23 protein-coding genes are annotated in these 21,602 nt (G+C 63.0%); 13 read left to right on the forward strand and 10 right to left on the reverse strand.

Annotation, left to right across the window (positions count from 1 at the left end):
- Positions 1–77: 77 nt before the first annotated feature.
- Positions 78–872 carry an ATP-dependent DNA ligase gene (locus OG225_RS41375; protein WP_331758812.1) on the reverse strand — a complete coding sequence of 265 codons (795 nt, stop codon included), beginning with the start codon at positions 870–872 and terminating at the stop codon, positions 78–80.
- A 136-nt stretch (positions 873–1,008) separates the two neighbouring features.
- On the opposite strand from OG225_RS41375, the gene OG225_RS41380 reads away from it, so the two are divergent.
- From OG225_RS41380 to OG225_RS41390, 3 genes are read left to right on the forward strand one after another with little or no spacing between them, the layout of a single operon-like run.
- Positions 1,009–2,133 (forward strand): tyrosine-type recombinase/integrase, encoded by a 1,125-nt coding sequence (locus OG225_RS41380; RefSeq protein WP_331758682.1) that lies wholly within the window; start codon positions 1,009–1,011, stop codon positions 2,131–2,133.
- Complete coding sequence (locus tag OG225_RS41385) at positions 2,124–2,474, forward strand: helix-turn-helix transcriptional regulator (protein WP_331758684.1); 351 nt, start codon at positions 2,124–2,126, stop codon at positions 2,472–2,474. Before OG225_RS41380 ends, OG225_RS41385 begins: the two co-directional genes overlap by 10 nt.
- The gene (locus OG225_RS41390) at positions 2,467–4,974 is read left to right on the forward strand and encodes a hypothetical protein (protein WP_331758686.1); all 2,508 of its coding nucleotides are present in this window, start codon (positions 2,467–2,469) and stop codon (positions 4,972–4,974) included. Before OG225_RS41385 ends, OG225_RS41390 begins: the two co-directional genes overlap by 8 nt.
- 198 nt (positions 4,975–5,172) lie before the next feature.
- Here OG225_RS41390 and OG225_RS41395 read toward each other — a convergent pair whose 3' ends face one another.
- The 3 genes from OG225_RS41395 to OG225_RS41405 all read right to left on the reverse strand — a co-directional run bounded on the left by OG225_RS41395 (position 5,173) and on the right by OG225_RS41405 (position 7,260).
- Positions 5,173–5,712 carry a GNAT family N-acetyltransferase gene (locus OG225_RS41395; RefSeq protein ID WP_331758688.1) on the reverse strand — a complete coding sequence of 180 codons (540 nt, stop codon included), beginning with the start codon at positions 5,710–5,712 and terminating at the stop codon, positions 5,173–5,175.
- A gap of 193 nt (positions 5,713–5,905) precedes the next feature.
- Entirely contained in the window at positions 5,906–6,688 is a 783-nt protein-coding gene (locus OG225_RS41400; RefSeq protein WP_331758690.1) for a MerR family transcriptional regulator, read from the reverse strand.
- A 395-nt stretch (positions 6,689–7,083) separates the two neighbouring features.
- Positions 7,084–7,260 carry a hypothetical protein gene (locus OG225_RS41405; RefSeq protein WP_331758691.1) on the reverse strand — a complete coding sequence of 59 codons (177 nt, stop codon included), beginning with the start codon at positions 7,258–7,260 and terminating at the stop codon, positions 7,084–7,086.
- 312 nt (positions 7,261–7,572) lie between these two features.
- On the opposite strand from OG225_RS41405, the gene OG225_RS41410 reads away from it, so the two are divergent.
- From OG225_RS41410 to OG225_RS41420, 3 genes are all read left to right on the forward strand, one after another.
- Positions 7,573–7,854 (forward strand): hypothetical protein, encoded by a 282-nt coding sequence (locus OG225_RS41410; RefSeq protein WP_331758692.1) that lies wholly within the window; start codon positions 7,573–7,575, stop codon positions 7,852–7,854.
- Complete coding sequence (locus OG225_RS41415) at positions 7,851–8,207, forward strand: regulator (RefSeq protein ID WP_405183666.1); 357 nt, start codon at positions 7,851–7,853, stop codon at positions 8,205–8,207. Before OG225_RS41410 ends, OG225_RS41415 begins: the two co-directional genes overlap by 4 nt.
- A gap of 574 nt (positions 8,208–8,781) precedes the next feature.
- On the forward strand, positions 8,782–9,255 hold the full coding sequence (locus tag OG225_RS41420; protein WP_331758696.1) for a thermonuclease family protein: 474 nt from the start codon (positions 8,782–8,784) through the stop codon (positions 9,253–9,255).
- Between the two features lie 35 nt (positions 9,256–9,290).
- On the opposite strand, the gene OG225_RS41425 is transcribed toward OG225_RS41420, so the two are convergent.
- Entirely contained in the window at positions 9,291–9,755 is a 465-nt protein-coding gene (locus OG225_RS41425) for a hypothetical protein (protein WP_331758698.1), read from the reverse strand.
- A 124-nt stretch (positions 9,756–9,879) separates the two neighbouring features.
- Positions 9,880–10,617: a potassium channel family protein gene (locus tag OG225_RS41430; protein ID WP_331758700.1), complete on the reverse strand. Its 738-nt coding sequence runs from the start codon at positions 10,615–10,617 to the stop codon at positions 9,880–9,882.
- Between the two features lie 353 nt (positions 10,618–10,970).
- Between OG225_RS41430 and OG225_RS41435 the strand changes: the two genes are divergently transcribed.
- The gene (locus OG225_RS41435) at positions 10,971–11,780 is read left to right on the forward strand and encodes a DUF4236 domain-containing protein (protein WP_331758702.1); all 810 of its coding nucleotides are present in this window, start codon (positions 10,971–10,973) and stop codon (positions 11,778–11,780) included.
- Between the two features lie 87 nt (positions 11,781–11,867).
- Here the strand turns inward: OG225_RS41435 and OG225_RS41440 are convergent, their stop codons facing one another.
- Positions 11,868–12,113 (reverse strand): DUF4190 domain-containing protein, encoded by a 246-nt coding sequence (locus OG225_RS41440; RefSeq protein WP_405183667.1) that lies wholly within the window; start codon positions 12,111–12,113, stop codon positions 11,868–11,870.
- Between the two features lie 1,141 nt (positions 12,114–13,254).
- Positions 13,255–13,863: a hypothetical protein gene (locus OG225_RS41445; protein ID WP_405183668.1), complete on the reverse strand. Its 609-nt coding sequence runs from the start codon at positions 13,861–13,863 to the stop codon at positions 13,255–13,257.
- 456 nt (positions 13,864–14,319) lie between these two features.
- On the opposite strand from OG225_RS41445, the gene OG225_RS41450 reads away from it, so the two are divergent.
- From OG225_RS41450 to OG225_RS41470, 5 genes are all read left to right on the forward strand, one after another.
- The gene (locus OG225_RS41450) at positions 14,320–14,757 is read left to right on the forward strand and encodes a hypothetical protein (protein WP_331758706.1); all 438 of its coding nucleotides are present in this window, start codon (positions 14,320–14,322) and stop codon (positions 14,755–14,757) included.
- Positions 14,758–15,678: 921 nt separating this feature from the next.
- A complete protein-coding gene (locus tag OG225_RS41455; RefSeq protein WP_331758710.1) occupies positions 15,679–16,902 on the forward strand; it encodes a hypothetical protein in 1,224 nt (407 codons plus the stop codon).
- Positions 16,903–17,200: 298 nt separating this feature from the next.
- Complete coding sequence (locus tag OG225_RS41460; protein WP_405183669.1) at positions 17,201–17,491, forward strand: hypothetical protein; 291 nt, start codon at positions 17,201–17,203, stop codon at positions 17,489–17,491.
- Positions 17,484–17,828, forward strand: a complete 345-nt coding sequence (locus OG225_RS41465) for a hypothetical protein (protein WP_331758714.1) — start codon at positions 17,484–17,486, stop codon at positions 17,826–17,828. The genes OG225_RS41460 and OG225_RS41465 overlap by 8 nt, the downstream gene beginning before the upstream one ends.
- Before the next feature lie 337 nt (positions 17,829–18,165).
- Positions 18,166–18,771: a DUF6907 domain-containing protein gene (locus OG225_RS41470; protein ID WP_331758716.1), complete on the forward strand. Its 606-nt coding sequence runs from the start codon at positions 18,166–18,168 to the stop codon at positions 18,769–18,771.
- A 391-nt stretch (positions 18,772–19,162) separates the two neighbouring features.
- Here the strand turns inward: OG225_RS41470 and OG225_RS41475 are convergent, their stop codons facing one another.
- On the reverse strand, positions 19,163–19,735 hold the full coding sequence (locus OG225_RS41475) for a DUF3558 family protein (protein WP_331758719.1): 573 nt from the start codon (positions 19,733–19,735) through the stop codon (positions 19,163–19,165).
- Positions 19,736–20,056: 321 nt separating this feature from the next.
- On the opposite strand from OG225_RS41475, the gene OG225_RS41480 reads away from it, so the two are divergent.
- Positions 20,057–20,998: an ATP-dependent DNA ligase gene (locus tag OG225_RS41480; protein ID WP_405183670.1), complete on the forward strand. Its 942-nt coding sequence runs from the start codon at positions 20,057–20,059 to the stop codon at positions 20,996–20,998.
- Positions 20,999–21,127: 129 nt separating this feature from the next.
- Here OG225_RS41480 and OG225_RS41485 read toward each other — a convergent pair whose 3' ends face one another.
- Positions 21,128–21,463, reverse strand: coding sequence for an Lsr2 family protein (locus OG225_RS41485; RefSeq protein WP_331758726.1), 336 nt, complete (start codon positions 21,461–21,463; stop codon positions 21,128–21,130).
- Positions 21,464–21,602 lie beyond the last annotated feature (139 nt).

Genomic DNA, 21,602 nt, shown 5'->3' on the forward strand with positions numbered 1-21,602 from the left:
GAGTGGCGCTGCTCGCACGTAGCCCCTCCCTGCCGCGGCGTAAGGCTGTGCGCGTGAGCAAGACATTCATGCGGCTGTCAGGTACTACCTGCGGGGAGGCCGACATCGTCGGGGTCGATATCTGTACGGAGCCCGCGAAAGGCGCTGTGACGCAGTGCGTTACCGGTCCATTCTCTGTAGGTGACATCGGCGACCAGGCGTGGCTCGACCCAGTGAGCATGGGCGCTGACATTGCCGGGTGGTGGTATATCCAGAGGGCTGGTGTCGCGGAACAAGCGTTCGAGCTTGGTCTGCGTGAGGCGTCTGACGGCTCGGGTTCCTCCGCTGCCGACGCAGCCGACGAAGGCCAGGCGACCGTCTTCGGTATGCCCGGCAAGGATCAAGGAGCGGAATACCCCTTCGGCGTCGCGGCCGAGCGACCCGGCGACCACAGCGTCGAGAGTGCGACGGATCGGCGACTTGATCCAGAGTTTGGACCGTCCTTGGACGTAGGGGCCGTCGACTCGCTTGCTGAGGATTCCCTCGACCTCGTGCTGTCGGGCGACCTCGAGCAGCGTCGAGGCCGCGACTTGCCAGTGTGGCGGGGTCACCACTCGGCCACCGGACAGTTCCAGGTTCAGCAGTGCGCGGCGGCGCTCGAGGTAGGGGAGGGGCATGAGATCCTCGGCGCCCAGGTGGAGCAGGTCGAAGGCGTAGAACTGGCTGGGGATCGAACGGATCAACGCGGCAGTGGCTTTTGCGTGCAACCGGCGTTGCAGAAGACCGAATCGGGGGACACCGGTTGCCGGCTCCGGTGCCACTATCTCCCCGTCGAGCAGCAATCCATCAGGTCCGGACAGATTCGATTCTCGGCGGAATTGCGTCTGATGCAGGAACTTTCGTGATCAGGGCGGCGGTGTGGCGTGTCGTCAGCATCAGTTTCGCGGTTGGGGTGCTGGTACGGGTTCCGGTCGGCTAATGTCGCCCGTCTAATGACCGAATAGTTCGTCTGATGACGGGTGGTACGGAATGCGCAGAGGTGTTCCGCACGGTGATTCGTCTCTGTACCTGGCCTCTGGCGTCTCTTTCCTCAACGAGGAGGAGGCCGTGTTCGACGCGATACTGGACGGCTGGGCGATGCAGCAGATCGGCGGCCGCAATCTGCGCAAGAACACCGTCGATCGGGTCGTCGGTACAGTCCGGCAGTTCCAGCGCTTCACCGGCGAGTGGCCATGGCAGTGGAACGCCGGGGCGTTGGATGAATGGATGATGCACCTGGTGGGGGTCCTGCGGCGAGAGCCGTCCACGATCCGCGTCTACCAGCAAGCGGTGCGAGGCTTTTGTGACTACATCTGTTCTGAGCACTACGGGTGGGTGCAGGAATGCGAGGCGCGCTTCGGAACCCATCCGGTGCAGGTGTGCCACGAGTGGAACACCGTCACGCATTTGCAGGACTATGAAGGCCGGCCAGGACGTCGTGCTCTGACGCGGCCGGAGTTACAGGGGTTTCTCGACCACGCAGACAACGAGGTCGAGCTCCGGCTGAGCGCTCGCCGCAAGGGTGCGCTTCCTGCCTATCGCGATGCCACATTGTTCAAGGTCATGTACGGGTGGGGTTTGCGGCCGGTCGAGGTTGTCAACCTCGATACCTGCGACTTCTACCGCAACGCCCATGCCCCGGAGTTCGGGTCGTTCGGGATGCTTCAGGTCCGCCACGGCAAGGCATCTCGCGGTGGCGCGCCGAAACGCCGGTCGGTGGTGACTGTGTGGGGATGGGCTGTTTCGGCGGTGGAGGACTACATCGCCAACGTCCGGCCGTTGCTGCGAAGCGAGGGCACCAATGCGCTGTGGCTGACCGAACGAGGACGGCGAATGCGCACCCGGGAAGTCGCCGAGCGATTCGCGCAGTACCGCCACGCGCTGAGCTTGGATCCGGTTCTGTCGCCACATGCGTTGCGGCACAGCTATGTCACTCATTTGATCGAGGACGGCGCTGACCCACGCTTCGTGCAGCAGCAGGTCGGACACGCTTATCAGTCGACGACCGCGATCTACACGACCGTCAGCGGCGATTTCGCCAACAAGATGATGCGCCAGGCGCTGGACCGGATGCGGGCAGCGGGAGCGCCACCAGGAGGCTCACCATGCGAGTAATCGGATACGAGTGGAAGCTGCGCGAGGTCATGGCGGCGCGCGGAATGTTCAGCACCACCAAGCTGGCACCGATGCTGGCCGAACGCGGCATCCATTTGTCGCCCAGCCAGGTCTATCGTCTCGTCGCGGAGAAGCCGGAGCGGTTGAACATGCACGTGCTGGTCGCGTTGATGGACATCTTCGACTGCAGCGCAGACGATCTGATCGACCGGGTGCAGATGGGGGCCGCGGCGACCGGCACCGACGCTGCGTCGGCAGGTGAGCACTCCTCGGCGGAGGTGTTGCGCGAGAAGGGTTTGCGGCCGCGCCGGGCAGAAATTCTGCCACGCACCGATGCGTGAACACGCCATCGAGGCGATCACTGCGCTGATCACCGAGGTCGAAACGACGCTGCCCGTCGAGGAGATCCACGGCGTCGTCGACGCCATCATTATCAAAGGGCCACCGGCGCTGCGGTTGCTGGCTGCGCTAGAGCACGACCGAGACCTGTTGACCTGCGGATCGTCATCGATGCCCCAAGCCCTGGAACGGATCATCACCGAATTGCACGGCCGCGGCGCGACCACAGTCCGACGGCCTGTCAGCCGCTGCGGAAGAGCCCGGCGGTTGCGCAACCGTGACGGTGACATGCGCTGCTGCGACGGCTGCAAGGCCCAGCAGCGGCGCATGAAATGCCGATGCTCGTGCTGCGGATCGCAGCAGGCATTCCGGGCCGCTGTCGCCGGCAAAAACTACTGCCGCAGCTGCTGGAGGCGGATGCTACCGACCGCGCATGCACGAATCGCCGCGGTCATCGGAAAGTGGGTGCCGACGCTCGCGCCGACGGTCATCGACAAGATCATCGGTGCCCGCGTCGGTTCGGCGCGGGGGCGGCTGACTCTGGCGTTGGAACTCGAGGCTTACGCTCGGTCCTGGTTCGATGATCCAGCGCTGGGATCGGTGCAGTTCGGCATCCTCTATGACGCTCTACGCGCCGCCGGGGCTCCGCTGCCTGGCCGTCGTTGCGGACATTGCGGCACCGAGAACCGGCTGACTGATGTGCTCGACGGGCGGCGTTGCTGCAGCAAGTGCTATCGCCGTGGCCATGCGTCCCGCTGCGGCGGCTGTGGTCAGACCACCACCCATCTCGAACGGGTCCAACCGGATGGAACACGGCTGTGCCAAAGCTGCGCCACCGCATTGCCCGACGAACAGGCGATCTGCCTGGCGTGTGGCAAGCATCGCCGTATCGCCTACCGCGCACCCGAGGGCGCCCTCTGCGATCTATGCAGACGCAAACAGCTGACCGATACCTGCACCCGATGCGGGCGACACGGGTACTGCCGCTTCGCCGGCTCCGACCGCGCGATCTGCGAGGCCTGCTCCAAACCGATCGATCTGTGTATGCGTTGCGAGCGCATCAGGATCGTCAGCCGACGCACCCGCGACGGGGACGCCATCTGCCCTACCTGCGCCGAACAAGCGATCATCCAATGCGCCGATTGCCAGCGCCCCCGGCGCGTGCACGCGCGCAAGAATGGCAACGACTACTGCGCGCCGTGCTGGATCAAGAACCCGGTCTCGTTCCGTGACTGCCAGCGGTGCACCAGACATGCCCACCTGACCCGATCGCTGTGCCAGCGCTGCCGCGCCCAGGACAAGATCACCGCCCTGTTCGGCGATGACACCCACGACGACCGAATTCGCTTGCTGCGCAACGCCTGCATGGCCGCAGATCCAGCCTCGGTGCTGAACACTTTCGATCGCAAGAAGTCCACCGAAATCCTGCGGGCACTGCTGCGCATGCAACATATCGACCACGCCGCCCTCGATCACCTCGGCAGCCCGAATCGCACCCTCGCGGTCCGGGCCTTTCTCGTCGAACACGCCGTCCTGCCGCCCCGCGATGAACGCCTGACCGCGCTGGAAAAGTGGATCGCAAACGCCGCGGTCACCATCGCCGATCCCGTCGAAAGCAAGGCCTTCGTCCAATTTGCGCGCTGGCGCCACCTGCGTTCACTGCGCACCAGCCCCCGGCCGACCACCTTGGGCCAAGCTGCCAGCCGACGCCGGGAACTCACACTGGTGATCGACCTGCTCACCTGGGCCCGCGAGACCGGCGAATCCCTTGCCACACTGAGCCAAAGCGAGGTCGACCGCTTCCGGGCCGCCGGACCCGCCGAGCGGTACCGAATCAAACACTTCCTGGCATGGGCCCGACGCAACGGCTACGCCCAACCGCTGACGGTAACCCGCGCTCGGCGAAGCGATCTGGTCGTGGTCGGTCTCAGCGAGGACGAGCACTGGCGTCAACTCAACACGGTCTTCACCGCCGAGACCGTCCCCGCCCGCATCCGCCTCGCGGCCGCGTTGATCCTGCTCTATGGCATCCGATGCCATGCCATCACCGAACTGAAGCTCAGCGATGTCACCCACCGTGGTGATCTGGTCCACGTCAAACTCGGCGCCGAGCCGTTGCTGCTGCCCGAGGAGGTGGGGGTCCTTGCGCAGTCGGCGACGCGAGATCGCCAGGCGGTGAGGCTGTTCGGGAAAACCAGCGACCTACAGTGGCTCTACCCCGGCGCCATTCCCGGGCACCCGATGACACCTGATGCCTTGGCCGAGCGAGTCCGCGCACTGGGGGTCTCGCCGAGCCCTGCTCGCACGACCGCGCTGGCCTCGCTGGCGATGCAGCTACCCGCTGCCATCATCTCCCGGCTGACCGGGATGAACATCACCGCAGTCACGCGATGGGCCGATGCCGTCGCCGCGAGCAACGCACAATATGGCGCACTACGCCTGGCTGAAGTAAATACCGACGGCGGCACTGGTCCCCACAACAACCATCTCCCGAACCGATGACCGGCCATCATGGCTCTGTCCATGAACTCCGGCGTCGGTTGTTCTCGCACCGTCGGATGTTCGCGCACCCTAGCGGCGTGTCCCCGTAACCCGGTTCGATGTTCACGACCCCCGGCGGCAAGGCAGGCTAGAGAGCTCGGCTGAGCATTCATCACTCGGGCTGCAATGCGCGGTAGTTCCGATGGTCGGGGGTCGATATCACTGCGAAGACGGCCGCGATCCGCTGACCAACCGCGGGTCTGCGGCAGCCTTGGCAGCCTGAACGGCCGCTGGAACTTGCTGAAGATATAGCCGGAATCCTTCTGCTTCTGGCTCGAACCCGAGCGATGTGTAGAGCCGGTGCGCTCCATCGTTGGCGTGGCGCTTGTGGGATAGGAGCTGGACCTTGTTGGCCCCTGCTCTTTCGGCATCGCCGAGCAGACGGCGAATCAGCGCGCTAGCGATTCCCTGGCGCCGATACTCGTGAGCGACTACGACAGCCTCGATGAAAGAGGTTGGCGCACAGCCGTATGTCACATGAGGCATGAGGAGTTGGGTAGCGGTCCCCACGGGCTGATGATCAACCTCGGCGAGGTAGACCGTGAGATCATCCGACCGACGCATCATGCGTGCCCAAGTTCGCTGCTGAAGGTCCGTTGCGGCGCGGAGTGAATCACCATCCGATGTCAGCCCGCCGTGAAGCCTCAGCACGGCCAATAGATCTCCAGGGCTCGCCGCGCGAATAACAAGATCTCCCATGTGGGCAGTATGACGGGTGCACTGTCGAACTGCCGCTCGGCTCAGGATCCTCGCATACGCTCTCGCATGGCGCTGGGCGCGGCCACGAACGTCCGCATCTGCAGAGAAGCGCGCGACCTGATATCGCGCGCTTCCGCTACGGCCAGCCAACTCATGGCATCGCGTGACGCGAAGTCTTGCGGCTGATCGCGATCTAGACGACTTGGAAGATCTGACTGGCGATCGTGTATGCGTCGTCTGCCGAGGATCTGCTCAGCGTGAACGACGTCTCGAACGGGCGAGCCTCGAGAACTCCGTCCCGCATGAGATTCCCGTTCACCCGTAGAAGCACAGAGACATCGGTGCCCGCCTGAACATCGATCGCGTTGACCTTGTACCCAGCCTGTGGCAGGCGGAGGAGCTGTTCGAAGATCGCAGTGGTGCCCACGTACGGAGCGTCCCCGACAGTGAGTCGCGCATCCTCGGCGTACCAGAGCTCCAGTGCACGCTGTTGGGCCGCGAGCTGCGCAAAGTAGAGGGTAGTGAATGCCTTGGCATTGTCGCGGGTGAAGTATTGCTTGGCAGTGTCGTCGACCATGACAGTCCTCCTGATTAGTGCCAGGAAGTGATCCGCAGAGACTTCGGGCCGGTTCTCGGCCGTCGTCACCAGCGTCGCTACCAGAGCGTGCAGGTCCTGTGTCGCGGCCACCTGAGCAGCCAGATAATCGCGATGTGCGGCCAGCACTTGCGCCATAGCTACTGTGCCAGTGAGCACTTGCGCGATCTGGTCCAGACCAAGACCCAACTGGCGCAAAGCCAAAACCTGATACAGACGCTGGACATCGGCTTCGAAGTAGAGCCGGTGACCGGAGCTGGTGCGCCCGGCCGGGCACACCAACCCGATGTGGTCATAGTGATGCAGCGTGCGCACTGTCAGCCCGGACTTGGTCGCGAGCTCGCCGACCTTCCACACCTGCTCGATACCCGTCTCGTCCATCCGCTTCCGTCTCACTTCCACCGGCGCACCTCGCGCGGGTACCGCCGACGCTATGACCTCACGTTACGTCAGGAGCAAGTCGAAACTTTCCGTTGGATCGCGCTACTGCAACGCTGGCGAAGACGTCCTGTATTGCCGCGTACAGGTCGCGGCGGACCGGACTGCATCCTGGTCGGCGCAGACGGTTTTGATTCCACATCACGGCATGGCTGCTCTCGCGGAACAGGATCGCGAACGGTCGCGAGGATCGGCAGGCGCGGAGTTGTCCCTTGCAGTGAGGCCTGGCCGAGCGATAGCGGCCAGCGCGGTCGTATGGAAGATCAACGAGCCCTAGCGATCCAAAGCTGTTGGGACACACGTACTTGCGGCAACTCCGCACATAGCAAAAGCGCTCTCTACCAACACAGTGTCACAACGAGCTCAGGGAACGAGCCGCTCAACTCTCGATGGTTCCGGCTGAATATCCTGCACCGACCCCCGCGAACGACCGCCAAAGCCCGGGCACCGTCCCATTTCATTTCTCGCGCCCATCGCTCGTTATCCACCGGCGGCGTCCCCGGGGTCGCGAGCATGGGTAGCGGCAAAACCACCCCTCCAGCGTACGGTTAGCAATCCGCGCTATAACCGTCTGAACTGGTGTTACTGGGTATGCTCCCAGATATAGCTATCCCGTTTTTCGACGGTGCGGTGAGTGCAGTTCGTGCTGTTCGGTACTCGCGGTGACGAGACCTGGCACGCGGTACACGATCCATGGTTGCTGGCCCGCGAAGAATCGGCCCGAGTCATCACCGCGTACGAACAACTGATGACACAGAATCTGGGGTATGACGGCGACCACCGCTTAGTGACTACCCGTCCTGCGTATTCGCTTGTATGCTCAATGGGTGGGTTATCACTTTCGGGACGACGTTGCCGAGGACGAGTTCCTGCACGACGTCACGAAAGCGGAGGCATTGCAAGCGCTCGCCTACCCGCGGCGGTGGCCGCTGCGGATCGAGTCGAAAGTCGACGCGCGAGTGCTTCAAGTCTTCAGCCGCACAAGCGAAGGTCGCGCTGTCGCCCTGGTGGTGATCCAGATAGATCACTGGGACTGGCTGATCTTCGCAGCTCGACCCCTAGAGGTGGACGAGAACGCCGAATACACCGTATGGGAGGCACAGCAATGAGCACCGAACGCCGCATCGAAGAACTGACCGGACAGGCAGCCGACGCCGGTCTCATGGACGACTTCCTAGCTGGCCGGCTGGTCCGTAGCAGTGAGGCAGCCGACGTGTCCGAGTTGCCAGTACCAGATGCCGCAGAGGTGGCGTCGGTGGCGCTGGTGCCGACAACAGTTCGGTTCTCGCTAACGCAGAGAGAAAAGCTCGCCGAGCTCGCGAAAGAACGCGGGACCGATGTGTCCAGCCTGCTGCGGGAGTGGGTCGATCATCAGATCGAGGCGTCCGAACATCCGGAGAGGCAGTTGATCACCGTCGACGAGGCGGTACGTGCGTTACGTAGCCTCCCGCACTCGGCCTGACTATTTACCACGCCACAGCCAGCTTCGTGCTGGTGATCAAACCCTCTGACTCGCTGGACAGTGGTTCGATTCCGCCAGTGGCAGGAATGCGGCACGCCACCGTGCGGTCACGTCACTGAAGGGGGCGATGACCGATGACCCTTCGAAGCCTGCGGCGCCAGGAATTCGTCAGGACATGCCCGAAGATTCCGAAAGCGCTGTCACGGACTGGGGCCCCACCGAGCAACTCGGTGTGTCAGCGGCCCGGACGGTTTCGACCGAACCGGCGACCCGTGGTTTCCTGGCGCCGATCACCACTGCCTCCGTGTCGGAAATGCGTTGGCCCCAACGATCAAGTTTGGGGCCGGGGACCGGGTTCCCTTCCCCCCGACAAGTCGATCTCATCGCGTAGCCAGACCGTGGGGATGAGTTGGGCACATCGCCGAGTCGAACCAAACCGAGTCCAGACCCGATCAAACCGATCAGTTCGGACTGGAACGCTTCGGTCCGGGACGGTGGCGACTAGAGTTGAATGCCCTCGACCTGGAGGTATTCGATGTCAAAGACGGCTATCTCATTCGCTTGTGGCCTCGGGATGGCGACCACAGTCGCGTTTCTCACCCCACCGTCAGCCCAGGCATATACGACGACCGCGACCGTGGTGAAGGTCGTCGACGGTGACACCATCGGTGTCGAGTACTCCGACGGTCGTGACGACACCGTCCGCATCCTCGGTATCGACACCCCCGAGACCAAACACCCCGACAAAGCTGTCGAATGTTGGGGTCCCGAAGCCACCGCATTCGCCACCGCCGAACTCGCGGGCCGGGTGGTCACGCTAAGTACCGACCCCACCCAGGACGAACGCGACCGATACCGGCGCCTGCTGGCCGTCGTGGACCGCGACGGCTGGAACTACAGCATCGAAGCCGCACGCGCAGGTGCCGCACGCGCCTACATCTACGACGACAATCCGGCCACCATCTACCCGCAGATCCAAGCCGCCCAACAACAGGCACAAGCCGCAGACCGCGGACTGTGGGGACCACCGTGTAACGGGGCTCGATAGCCCGCAAAAGGGGCCGGGGACCCAGTCGGTTCCGGTCACCTCTTGCGGTTCGCGAAGGGCAACGTGTCGTGCATCGCGCAGAATTCATCGAGCATGTCTTGCTTCACAGCGACGGGGTCGTCGACCAGACGCCAGCCCACGAGCAGTTGGGCTCTGTCGGCCAATCGCCAGATCATCCGGCCACCCTCGTGTGGGGCTGCCTGGCCGGTCCCGTATCGGCGTAGTTCATCGAGCCGGGTGCCCAATCCCCGCTGCCCGGTGCCGCCGGCCGCGGCGCTGCCGATGTAGAGCACCGGTTCATCGGGTACCCACGACCGCTGGAGTTCCGTGATCGGCAGTGTCGGGTCATTGTCCTTCCATCGCCCTGCCGAACTGACCGGCAGGAAGACCGGCGGACACGACACCCGGCGCACTACGACATAGACCCCGGCCGCGGCAGGGGCGGTGTCCACATCGACAATCGGCACGAAGGCCTCGAACCCGTCCAGGTTGAATGGCATCAAGCGCATCATGACCGACCGTCTCTCAGGATGGTCGGTTCAGGAGCGCAGCGCCGTGCCGGCGGCGGGAGTGGCGGTGTCCGTGCGGGGGCCGAACGTCGGTTGACTCTGCTCGATGCGCTGGTTACGGCGGTTGAGTTCGTTCGGTGTTCGGGTCGTATCTCGCGCCGAATTCCGTCCGCATCGCCGCGATTTGCGCGGTGAGTTCGGTTACCTGGGCGCGGGTCGCGGATTGGCTGGCTTCGTCTTCTTCTGCGACCCGTTGGATGATCCACGACGCCAATGTCGCTGTGACCACGCCGAGTAAGGCGATACCTCCGAGCATCAATCCGAGGGCGACCAATCGTCCGGTGTTGGTGACCGGTGTGTAGTCCCCGTACCCGACCGTGGTGACGGTGGTGACCGACCACCAGAGAGCGTCGGGAAAGGTGGTGATGTTGGCTCCGGGGGCGTGGCGTTCGGTGTCGAGCATCGCCAGTGAGGCGACGAAGATCAGCAGCAGTGTCGATCCCGCGGTGTAGGCGATGACCCGACCACGAAGCGCGCCACCGACCGACCGTTGTAGAACGCCGACCATGGTGAGGAGTCGAAGAACGCGCAGCGGTCGCAGCATCGGAAGGGCGACGATCGCGAATTCGTAGAGATGTCGGACAAACCACCGCCAGCGCGGCCTGCCCAGATACCAACGGACCGCGTAATCGAGGGCGAAGGCCAGCCACGTGCCCCACAGCACGGCATCGCCGATCCGCGCCGCTGTACCGCCGGGTTGGGCGAGGACTATCCAGGTGTAGACACCCAGGAAGACGACCGCCGCCGCCGTGAGCGGCCAGTCGGTCAGCTGCTTCCAGCGATCTTCGCTCACGCAGGGAAAATCTATCCGACCAGCGCCGATATCGAAGTCACTCGTCGGTGGACTCGCCGCGCCTCGATGACCACGGTGGGAGGTGACTCGGTCGCAGCCGTTCGCGCACGCGATCACCGCCGACGATCACCCGCGCGGACCCGTTCTTCTTCAGCTCTCTGATCGGCCCTGGCAGCGATGCGGTGGTGCTGTGGGCGCCCGCGCCACTGGACGTCGCGAACCCGGGACGGATCAGTAGTCCTACCGTGAGGTCGGCGCAACAGGTTGGTGGGCTGCTTGTCTGTGCGAACAGTGCCGGGTAAATCCGCCGAACCATTGAGTAGCTATCAATTTGCTGACTCTTATACTGGAATATGGTCCAGTTCCGGAAATCGAAAAAGTTCGGCCCGGTGCGGTTCACCGTGTCGAAGAAAGGTCTCGGCGCGAGTGTCGGTGCAGGGCCGCTGCGGGTCGGTGTCGGCCCCGACGGCAAAGTGCGACGCACGATATCGGTGCCCGGCACAGGCATCTACGACACCGAAATCATCGGCCGAGCCAACAAACCCGCAAATCCCACAGATCGTCCGCCGCCCCACGTGCACCCACCGCCACCGCCGCCGGTCGAGCCTCGACAGATCGAGCCACTGGTGCTCGAGCATCCGATCACGGCCAAGGGCCACACCGGCACCGTCACCTTCGACGGATGGTGGATCGACATACAACGCACCGGCATCACCGCCAGGCTCGCAGCCAAGATCAACTCATTCGATTCCACACCGATCCCGCTCGATCGCCTCGTGCGCGTGGAGTGGAAGCAGCCCACGATGCTGGTCAACGGCCACCTGCGATTCGTCGTCGCCGACGAAGAGCCCTCCGCCCACGGCTCGGTGGCGGCCGCGGCCGACCCCAACACCGTCCTGGTGACCAAACAGCAGGTCGAACGCTTCGAACGCCTACGTGCCGCCCTGTCGGAAGCGCTCGGCAGCGACCGCACCCCGCGTTCCGCGGATACAGCAAACCCGGCAGGCACCGACATCGACGACACCGGCCTACCCCCGGGGGACTGTGCGGTCGCGACACCCCCGGCCGCACCGCCAGGCTGGTATCCCGACCCCACTGTTCCCAGCACTCTGCGCTGGTGGGACGGGACGAGTTGGACCCCACACAATGCCCCGCAACGCTGACATCGCTGCGCGCGACTGCTCACCGCGGAGGCGACCCGGTGCCGCGACGACCTCATCGACCCGAACTCTCGAGGTCAACGGGTGAGGTCAGAGCAGTATCAGCAGCAGTATCCCCATGATCGGGATCATTGAGAGGTATCCGAGGATCAATCCGGCGATCGCGAGCCCGTCTCCGCGTTGTCCGGTTGTGCGTATTTCGCGGAGTGCGGCGTGTCCGAACAGGATCGCCAGGGGTGGCAGCAGGATCCCGAGTACGACAGCGGTGACCGCGAGGGAGTTGGTTCCGAGGTGACTGGTCGATGATGGTGCGCCGCTGATCTTGTCGGCGGTCACCGGTTGTCCTTGGGCTGTGTATCCGACGACCGGGAAAACCGGTTCTCCGGTGTCGGTGAACCCGATCGGTGTGGGCCCGGGATCGAGGCGTTCGCGGACTGAGGATCCGTCGTGGCGTTGCAGGAGCGTGTCGAGGGTCGGCCGCTCGCCGGGAGATGATGCCGGCGGTGTATCGGTCGATGGACGGCTTGCGAATACAACCACTAGTAATATCGCACCGAGTGCTGAGATAACAGGAAAGCCGCCGGGTTTCACCGGTACTGCGATACCTGCCACCACCATCACGAGCCCTATCGCCAGGGCGGGGCCGCGAACGTCCCTCATATTCCACTCCGCCCTTTGTTGCACGGGCTAATTCTGTTCAAGGGAACCACTTTCCGTGCCGGGCGATGCTACCCCGACAGCGTTTTTATAACGTCTCGTTCCGAAGCTGCGAGATTTTCGGCTCCCTGGCGAGCTGGCCGGTCGCCAGGATATCCGGGCAAACCGTTCGGACCGAAATCGTAGGCCAGTCCGGAAGCACCGACAGCGACACGGGTAGCGAAGTCCGAAACCCGACGGATCCAGTGATCGTGATTGTTGCGCGTGCGACTGCGACTGGAGTCGATCGAGGCTTCGAATGCCAGATCCGGCCCCGAGGGCGATCAGCCGAATAGGAGCTTCCGATGGACTTTGGCGTGGTCCAGGCGCAGCAGCAGCGGATGAGTACCTGCCCTTTGTCTGCGCGCGTACCGCATCGGATGTGGGTTCCCAGGAGTAGTGCTCGAAGGCTCGCGGGGGTCGGATGCCAGCAGGGTGCGATTGTGGGATGCCCGCACCCGTCAGCAGGTCAGGCCAACGCTCGTCGGTCACAACCGCTGCGGCAACAGATCTGGCTTTCAGCCCCGACGGCACTCTGCCCGCAACCAGCGCAGAACTCGATGACCACGCCGTAGGGCTCCGGGATATGGCCGAACTGCGATAACAGCATCAGCATCAGAGGCGTTGGATGACACAGTCAGGCCCGGTGTGAACGCACGGCGGGACGCGGAACGCGAACTCCATTGCGGCGCAGTCAGCATGTCCGGCGACGGCGCAGACTCAATTCAGTGTCGCGCTCTGGAAATACATACGTAGTGCAGGCGCGGAACACCAGCCGAGGTCAGTCGATCGGTGCCACGAGCGCGTCGAGCATGACACGATCCTGGCTCGCTGGAACCACGGCACATCCAACCTCGACGTGTGTTACCGGCCCTCCGCATCGGCGTGTCAGAAAGTCGGTATAGGCCGCGAGTCCCCGTGTCCGGTCCGAGCGCCAATCGTTGGATGTTCCCCGTGTGATTGCTCGGTGTCGGTGGGTGAATCCGGCAGCCGTCGCCAGCGTCAGAACGAACACCCCGTGGCCGTTCATTGCCCGGAGCTTTTCCCAGTCCTTGCTGAACCAGTCGATCGACGCCTGTTCTCGATTGTTGAGAAAGAAGTGAGTGAACGCCGACTTGAACTCCACGACGGTCTCGTACACACGCAGGTCGATTCTGCTTCCGAGCATTGCCTTGACCGGTATCTCGCGCTCGACCGCCGCGTGTGGAACCCCTGCCTGCACAAGTCGTAGGATCGTCTCCCACACCCACTGTGACTCTCCCTGCGCGAACGAACTCGCCAGCGCCAAACGATCCAGGCCAGCAGTGTCATGTCCGATCGCCTCGAGCGCGCTGACGACCAATCCGACCGAGCGACCCGAGGTTTCCCCGAGATAGTCCGCAATACCCACCTGCGACATCTTCCTGGTCGCAGCGCCATCGTGCAGGCCAGGCCGGAATCGGTCCGTTGCGTCGGCTACTGGTCGACCTCCAGCAGCAGCCGATCACGCCAGAACCTGCTTCTCGCTAGGGCCATTCGAGACCGGCGGTCTGCAGACCGGTCCATCAGGCGCCGATTACTCCCATTGAGGTGGGGGCCGGCACCGCGGCCTGGCTTCCACATCGGCGGGCATATCAGTGCGGAGGTATTCCACGGACTCGCAGCGTTCGTCCTCGAACCGTCCACAGCGCGTCCGCGGAATCGACTGGTGAACGCCCCCGACGTGGCGCCAGCAAGCCTGAATCCCTGCGGGTTTCGGGCATCGAAATCATCCGATTATCCGATCAGTTGCTCGTGACTGTTTCCCGCCAGCTAACGTGAGGGTCGCGCGGCATGAGCGTCTACGCCGCCTTCTAGATGAGGAACGATGACCGACCCATATCAGCCACAGTCCGGCAGTGTCCCCGAGTGGCCCACAACAGCTATCCCATCCGACGGAGTCCCGCAGCCCGGCAATCTCGTGCCCGCAGCAGGGTTCCCGCCGCCGACCGGGCAGATGCCGACAGCCGGATACATGCCGACCGCGCCCCTGCGTGAGGTGTCGATCGATCATCGCCGACAGACATTGGCGATGGCAGTCGCGCACGAGGTCGCCCGTGGAGCCCGCGTGGAGTCGCAGACCGAAACCATGGCGATCATCGTGACCGGCTCGAAACCCAATCACGTCCTCCACCTGATCCTCACCCTCGCGACCTGCGGCTTCTGGGGCATCGGGTGGTTGATCGTGGCCGCCGCGCAACGAGAGCACCGCGCGAGCATCACCGTCGACCCATACGGGCAACTACTCAGGCAGCAACTCAGCTAACCGACAGTCGCAAAGACCGCCCAGAAACCCGCAACGTCCCGCGCACTGCGGGTTTCTGGAATCGCGCGGCAGCAACCATCACCGACCTCAGGACCCGCGCAGACTTGCAGATTTCAAACTGCACCGGATGCCCTACGCCGCCGAGCGACCGGCGATGGTGGCAGTACTTCCTGGCGAGGACGAGACCTCGACCGGCCGAACAGTATGTGACCGCACTTGCAAGGGCAGTGTTCGCGTACTCGGACTGATCGGCAGCGATCCACCGATGTCGTTATCTGCGTTCCGAATCGAGACCGCTGCCGACGCCCTCGCGCAGTTGACACAGTTCCCCCACCAGTGGGACGCACGCCAAATGGCTGGCGCAGTCGTTGCAGTCGGGCCGATCCCGGCTCGCCCTGCCGATGCCCTACGACTGGCCGGGCCCGGTCTTCCCAGTAGCGCGTCTCCGGATTGGTCGAGTCGGGGAACGACGGCGTGGATGCCATCGTGGCGACGACTCTCGTATGCGGTCCAGCACGACGCGAACCGACGCCTGATCCAGGCGCTGGCCCGCGGATCACGGCCGGTATTTTAAGCAGCGCCGGTATCGACGGTGGATGGTTGCGCAGATGAAGTCGCAGCCGGGTGCACCACGGGCTGCCAGAGGCCGACCCCGTCGCTGGCTTTGGCTTCAATCCGTCTGTTGTGGCAACCGGCCAGATCCCGCCACGTCGGGACAAGGTCCGCGACACGCCCGGAAACTGTGCATCGGATCTCTATCGGGCCTTCGCACCCCCTGCCACGGCGCTTTCCAACGGTCGCAGTGTCGAATTGACAGATCCGGGCTGGGCTACTCTCGGATGCCGGAGATGGCCGACGTACGTCTTCGGCCAGACAGACAACAGCGCTATATGCCGACGACAGGGGAGAAGCCGAGGACCGATGACCGACGTGAACAGCGACCACACTGACGACCTCCTGGCGACCCTCAACTACCTGTCCAACCGGGAGCTCCGAGATTTTGGAGCTCCCTCGGAAAGGTACGAGGTTTCTTCTACCGTCGTCGAAGTTCACTTGGACAGCACCTTTGCCACCATGAGCGATCTCCTGCACCTCGCCTTATTAAGCAAAGAAGCACAAGATGCGCCGGAGATGGAGAAGACTCTGTGGGAAACAGACTTCACCTTCAAATCAGTACCGTGCACCATGCGGCATACCAATTTCGGCGTAACACTACAGGTGTATGTTGCCGACAAGGGGGACACACTTGGTCGTTCAATCGGCGATGAAATCGCCAAGCAGCTCCGCAAAGCGGTGAAGAATATACAAGAACGGATCGTGGAACCCCGGATCGCTGAACAGCGACAGAACAACAACGTGGAGATCGTCAACCAGCACAACCGATACCAGGGGTTGTTCTCCTATTTCAGAGACAGGCTCGACGAAGCTCTGCACGTTACGACATCGGAAGAAACTTCTCCTACAAGCACGACACCTCTCACGACCGGGTCGCCCGCCGATGAACTCGCACAGGGCCTGACCCACCTCCTGCAGGGGGTCCAGTCCGAGGTCGCCAGCCGCCACGAGATCGCCTACCTTGCCACGGCGCTCCTGGCTGGGTACTTCTCACTGATCCAGCACCGTCTCATCCTCCTGACCGGATTCTCCCCGAGGGCGATGGAGAACGACTTCTCCGTGGATGAACTGCTGACGATGGAATGGCGAAAGCAGTTCGCCGCGGCTATGGCAGGTCGGACGTCGCCTCACGATCAAAAAGCGCTCACCAATCTCTCGAATCTGGCAAGGACTTACAGGAACACCTTGCTACATGGTGGAGGCGGACGGCTCGCAGACGGCATGTACATCGAATGGGCTCCAGGCTGTCACTCGATCGTCACCGAGCGCGGTGAGTTCACGGACCAATATATGCTGAGCCAACCTGCGGTCACCTCTGATCAAGCCGAAGAGATACTGGCGAAGATCGGCGAAATCGAAGCATGGTTTAAATCCCTGCCCTACTTCCCCTGGATCAATGAGGGCCTCGCAGTCAACTTTCGACGAAGTGCAGTCGAGACCGCGCTTCGCCATCTTCGAGAGAATACTGTATCGACTTATATTGAGTACGAAATCGAAGGTTACGACCGCGATCTCAACTTCGAATGGTGAATTCATCCATCGAAACGAACGCATCAATGGCTGACGTGTAGACCGCGCAGCGCCGAAACTCGTCTATTTCGGCTCGCGATATGTCATATCTAATTGTGTTCGGGCAAAACCCTTGCGGCACAATGCAACCAGGGGAGAGGGCCTGAAAATCCGATAAAACATGACAGCACCGGAAAAATCTGGAAAACCCGACAGTCGAGGAGGCGAACCACAGTCCGACACGTCACCAGCCGGCGTGACTGTGAAATGTTGCTGACTTGGCCGGCTCGGTCGCTTACGATCGTAAGACATTGGTAGGATGGTTTGGTGGTATACGACATACCCGAGTGGGCGCTGGAAGCGGCGGCTCGGTATCGAGCCGTACGAGATCATGCAGGTACTCAACGGGCCGGGACGCCGATGGCCGCGTCCTGTGCGCGGTCCCGGTGATCTACCCGCTCTGATGATCATCGGTCGTACCGCTGCCGGAGTCCCGCTCGCGGTGGTCGCCCGACCAATCGCGCAATGGGATCAGCAGGTCATCGGCGTGTTAACGGTGACCGGTGAACTCCTTGCCGAGTTCGAGAAATGGGAGGCACACCATGAGTGAGCAGAACAGATACCCGAGCAATGCTGACCAGGCCGAGCAGTTCCTCGGCGCTTTGCGCTTCGACGACTCTGCCCCCGAGCCGGACCTCCCCGGTCCGGATACTCCGGTGACTGTGTCCAAAACTGTCCGTATTCCGTTCGAAGTCAATGAGAGTATCGAGGCAGAGGCCAAGGACCGTGGAGTGCCGTTTGCCGTTGTGTTCCGTGAGTGGCTCACGATCGGGATGGCGGCGGCGACCCAGGACCAGAGCGATGACGCCCCGGTCAGTCGCGCCGAGGTTCGTCGAGTCCTGACATTGGCGCTGTCCAGTTTGCATCCGGTGCAACGCTCGGCCTGACCGCCCTGCTCGCCACTCAATGATCGGTTCTCAAGGTCTGATCCGCTCGGGTGTGCAGCTTATTCGTAGGTTGACTATCGGCACCGCACTCGCCAAAGCGAAATCAGCGACATGGGACACGTTTTAAGACGACGGGAGCCTGATCCCCGTTCAGCGCTGTGTCGGCCTGTCATTTGTTGGGTCGGGCCACTGAATCGTCGCCCGACGACCCTGACGCGGTCTGCGTGGACGGTAGACGTCGTGCGGGTCAGCATGTTTGCGTTTGGTCGGCGCTAGGCTCGACTGAGGGGACAGGCATCGCAGTGCCCGTCCGGTGCGAAAAGGGAGGGTGATCGTGATGGCTGAGGTGATGGCGTGTCCGGCGTGGTGTAGCGAGCACGTCGACCCCGATCCGAGCGAACCCGGCGACGAGGGCGCGCATTTCGGCCAGCAGCTGACGATCGTGGTGCCCAAGCCCCCCACCTTGTCCGATGACCAGAGCTTCGTAGTCCAGATCGCTGCGCACGACTACCGCGGGCAGCGCGAGACCATGATCTATCTCGACAACCCCGGACGCGGAGTCGCGCAGATGACCGAGTGGCAGGCCAAAGCGACAGTGGTGAACCTGCTCCACGCCACCGAACTGTGCGACTCGACCAATCCCGCAGGTGTCGGATGCCCGATCTGGTGCACCGAAGACCACGACAACACCCCCGAGGACGAACCCGATACCGACGGCAACGCCTTCCACGCCAGCGCCCCCATGACCGTCGAGGTTTGGGGCCCGACCTCGACCGACACCGACGTCTCGGTCCGAGTCGTCGCCCTCGACAGCGACCGCTCCCGCCGGGTCTACCCGGAGTTGATGCTCTCGGGATCCCACACGCCACTCGGGATCGCCGAAGCCTGCAAGATCGCTGGCAACCTCCTCGAAGCTGTCGACCTCTGCGCCGACAACCAATAGACCGGACAGGTCAGACAGAACCGTCCGGCCAAGTTTTGACGCTGCCCCACGATCCGAGTGCACTCGTTAGAGTTGCGAAGCCTGGACAACCCTGCTGGATTCGCGACATACACCACATTCGTCACAGTGACGCAGCCGGGGCGTATAAATATGCGGAAAAAATATGCATCAAAGCCAGGCTCTGTTGGAATTGACTCGACACCCGGAGATTCTCACACCTTCGCGGCCCCCTCCCACCCTCATCTATTGGAGCGGGCAATTTCCGATAGCAGGATGTAGCGAAAGATGCTGTGCGACAAGCTATCTGCGCCGATAACTGCGATTATGTCAACCTATCGCGATATATCGCCGATAGCTCGATAGTTCGGATTCGACCGGTTCGTCGGCGTGGTCACACTCCTGCCGGGATCGTGGGAACAACCTTGTCTACGACCATCCGTCCGACCGCACAGGCGGTCATGTGTCCGGTAAACCTGTTGGAACCTGGGTGGTTTCTGATGCTGAACTCGAGGCTGCCATCGCGCATCTGCGCATACAGCACGCAGCTCTCCACGCCGGTCGGGTCGGCAGCCTGATAGGTAGGCAACACCGTGCGATCGCTGACGAAATACTCGGGCTCTCCTGAAAAGTGCCGGTCGCGAACATGGTCGACTGTCAAGTTGGTGACGCTGATGCCAGCGAGGAAGCCGTCGGAGACCTGGTAAACGCAGCCCATCCACCTGACGTGGCCGCGCACGGAGTCGTCGATCGCAGTCTTGCCTGTGCCCTTGTGCAGTCCGGGATAGACCGAGGTCAGTACGTCTTGCGGAATCGCGCAGGCGTCGAAGCCCGAAGGGACGACGAGAGCGATGGGGCGTCCCCCGACCGAGGCGGAGATCGGTCTGGCTGTGCCACTGATCGTCTTCCCGCACCCCGCCACCGCCATCGCACCCACCGCCAGCATCGCCACAACAGCCGTTCGCATACCCCACCCCGCCACATTCCTGTCCTCGCGGACTATACCGGAGGCGAAGCAGCGGACCCACCTCCGAGATGTGGACCATGCCAACGCAAGTCGACTGACGACGGCCGATGCTGCGGGACGAAGGAAGTCGAGATTACTAGTGCATGGTCGCCCTCTGAATTCTGTGCAGTCCATTCGGCCGCCTAGGGTCTCGATTGCTCAGGGGGGCCGCTGCCAGACAGCGCCGCTCGGTCGTCATGGCAACGCGCTGAGGTCGCCGCAGGCCGTCATTCGCTACATACCGGAGTGGTTGCGAATAGTTAGCTAAACTATGCTGGGTGAGTGCTGAACATACCGGCACCGATGCTCGCCATTCCGGGGGATCCACCGGAAGGGGACATGTGGGCGCGGGAATTCAAGTGGGACGGCATACGCGCCGCAGTGCGACTCGAAGCAGATAGCTGCACGATAATCAGCCGCAACGGTCGTCCGCTGAGCGAGTACTTTCCGGACATCTGCCAGGGGCTGCTCCGCCTGACCGGTCGCCGCTGCATGCTCGATGGGGAGATTGTGGCGCCCTCCCCTGCTACCGGGGTTCCGAACTTCAGCAGACTCCAACATCGGCTCGGTGCGAGAGCGACACCGCAGCGCCTGGCCGCTGTTCCGGTGCAGCTCTTCCTGTTCGACGCCACATGGGTCGATGATCACAGCGTCATGATGCTGTCCTACCTGCAGCGCAGGGAGGTACTCGAATCGCTGGGCCTGGAAAGCCGGATCGTCCGGACCCCACCGTATTTCCTCGCCGATCCGACACAGATGCTCGAGGTTGCCCGCGCCGCCCATGTCGAAGGCATAGTTTCTAAACGGACCAGCTCGAGTTATCGGCCGGGTCGTCACGCTGCCTGGGTCAAACACCCGATCCGTCGGGTCGGCGAAGGCGTCATCGTGGCCACCGTCCCGGGACGCTCTCCGCGAGACACATTCGGCTCGCTGGTGCTGGCGGCGCATCATCCCGACCGCGGGTTGGTCTACATCGGGCTGGTCGGCACTGGTTTCTCCAGATACTCCCGAACGGTGATTCAGGCCGCGCTCGACCAGATCGCCTGCACCACAAGCCCTCTAGCGGAGGTTGCTCCGAAAGATATTGAGAAGAACGCTTCTTGGGTTGAGCCGATCATCGTCGCCGACATTCGATACCGGGAGTACATAGGCGTGCTGAGACACGCTTCATTCCGCGGAATCCGCACCGACATCGAAGCCAGCGAGGTGTCGATTCCGCCCTGACCTAAGCGTAGTAGCCCCGATCGGCCCTCCCCAGTCCCCCACGGAACAAGGTGGCGAATGGTCCCGCCGACAGGCGCTCGCGCAGTCGAGCCGCGGACCAATCAACGGAACGAGGCAAAAGGGGTCGGATCAGGCGAGCGCGCGTTCGTAAGCGGCGACTACGTCGGCGGAGATCCGTCCGCGCGCGGATACCTGATGCCCGTTCTCTCTTGCCCACGAACGAACGTCAGCGTAGTTGCCACGCTGCGACGTTGACGGGGTGGCGAGTTTCCGGGACCGGCCCGAGCGACCGGTCCTACGGCCCGCAGACGCCCAGGGTTCCATCAGTGCACGCAAGGAGTCGGCGTTACTGCCGGACAGGTCGATATCGTAGGCGACCCCGTCCAGGGCGAAGGACACCGTCTCTGTGGCGGGGGACGTACCGTCGTAGTCGTCGATGAGCGTCACAACGACCTTGCGCGCCATGAAACCACCTTCCTGTCGATGATCTCGGTCGCCGCGATACCCGGCGGTGGCAGACTCGACCCGACCGATTTGCAGAGACCGAGCAGCCGGACGTTGCCCGGCGACTGTACCGCGAGGTCAGCGTCGATCGCCGCGCGGG

It is taken from the genome of Nocardia sp. NBC_01377 (assembly GCF_045040005.1).
GTDB lineage: Bacteria > Actinomycetota > Actinomycetes > Mycobacteriales > Mycobacteriaceae > Nocardia > Nocardia noduli.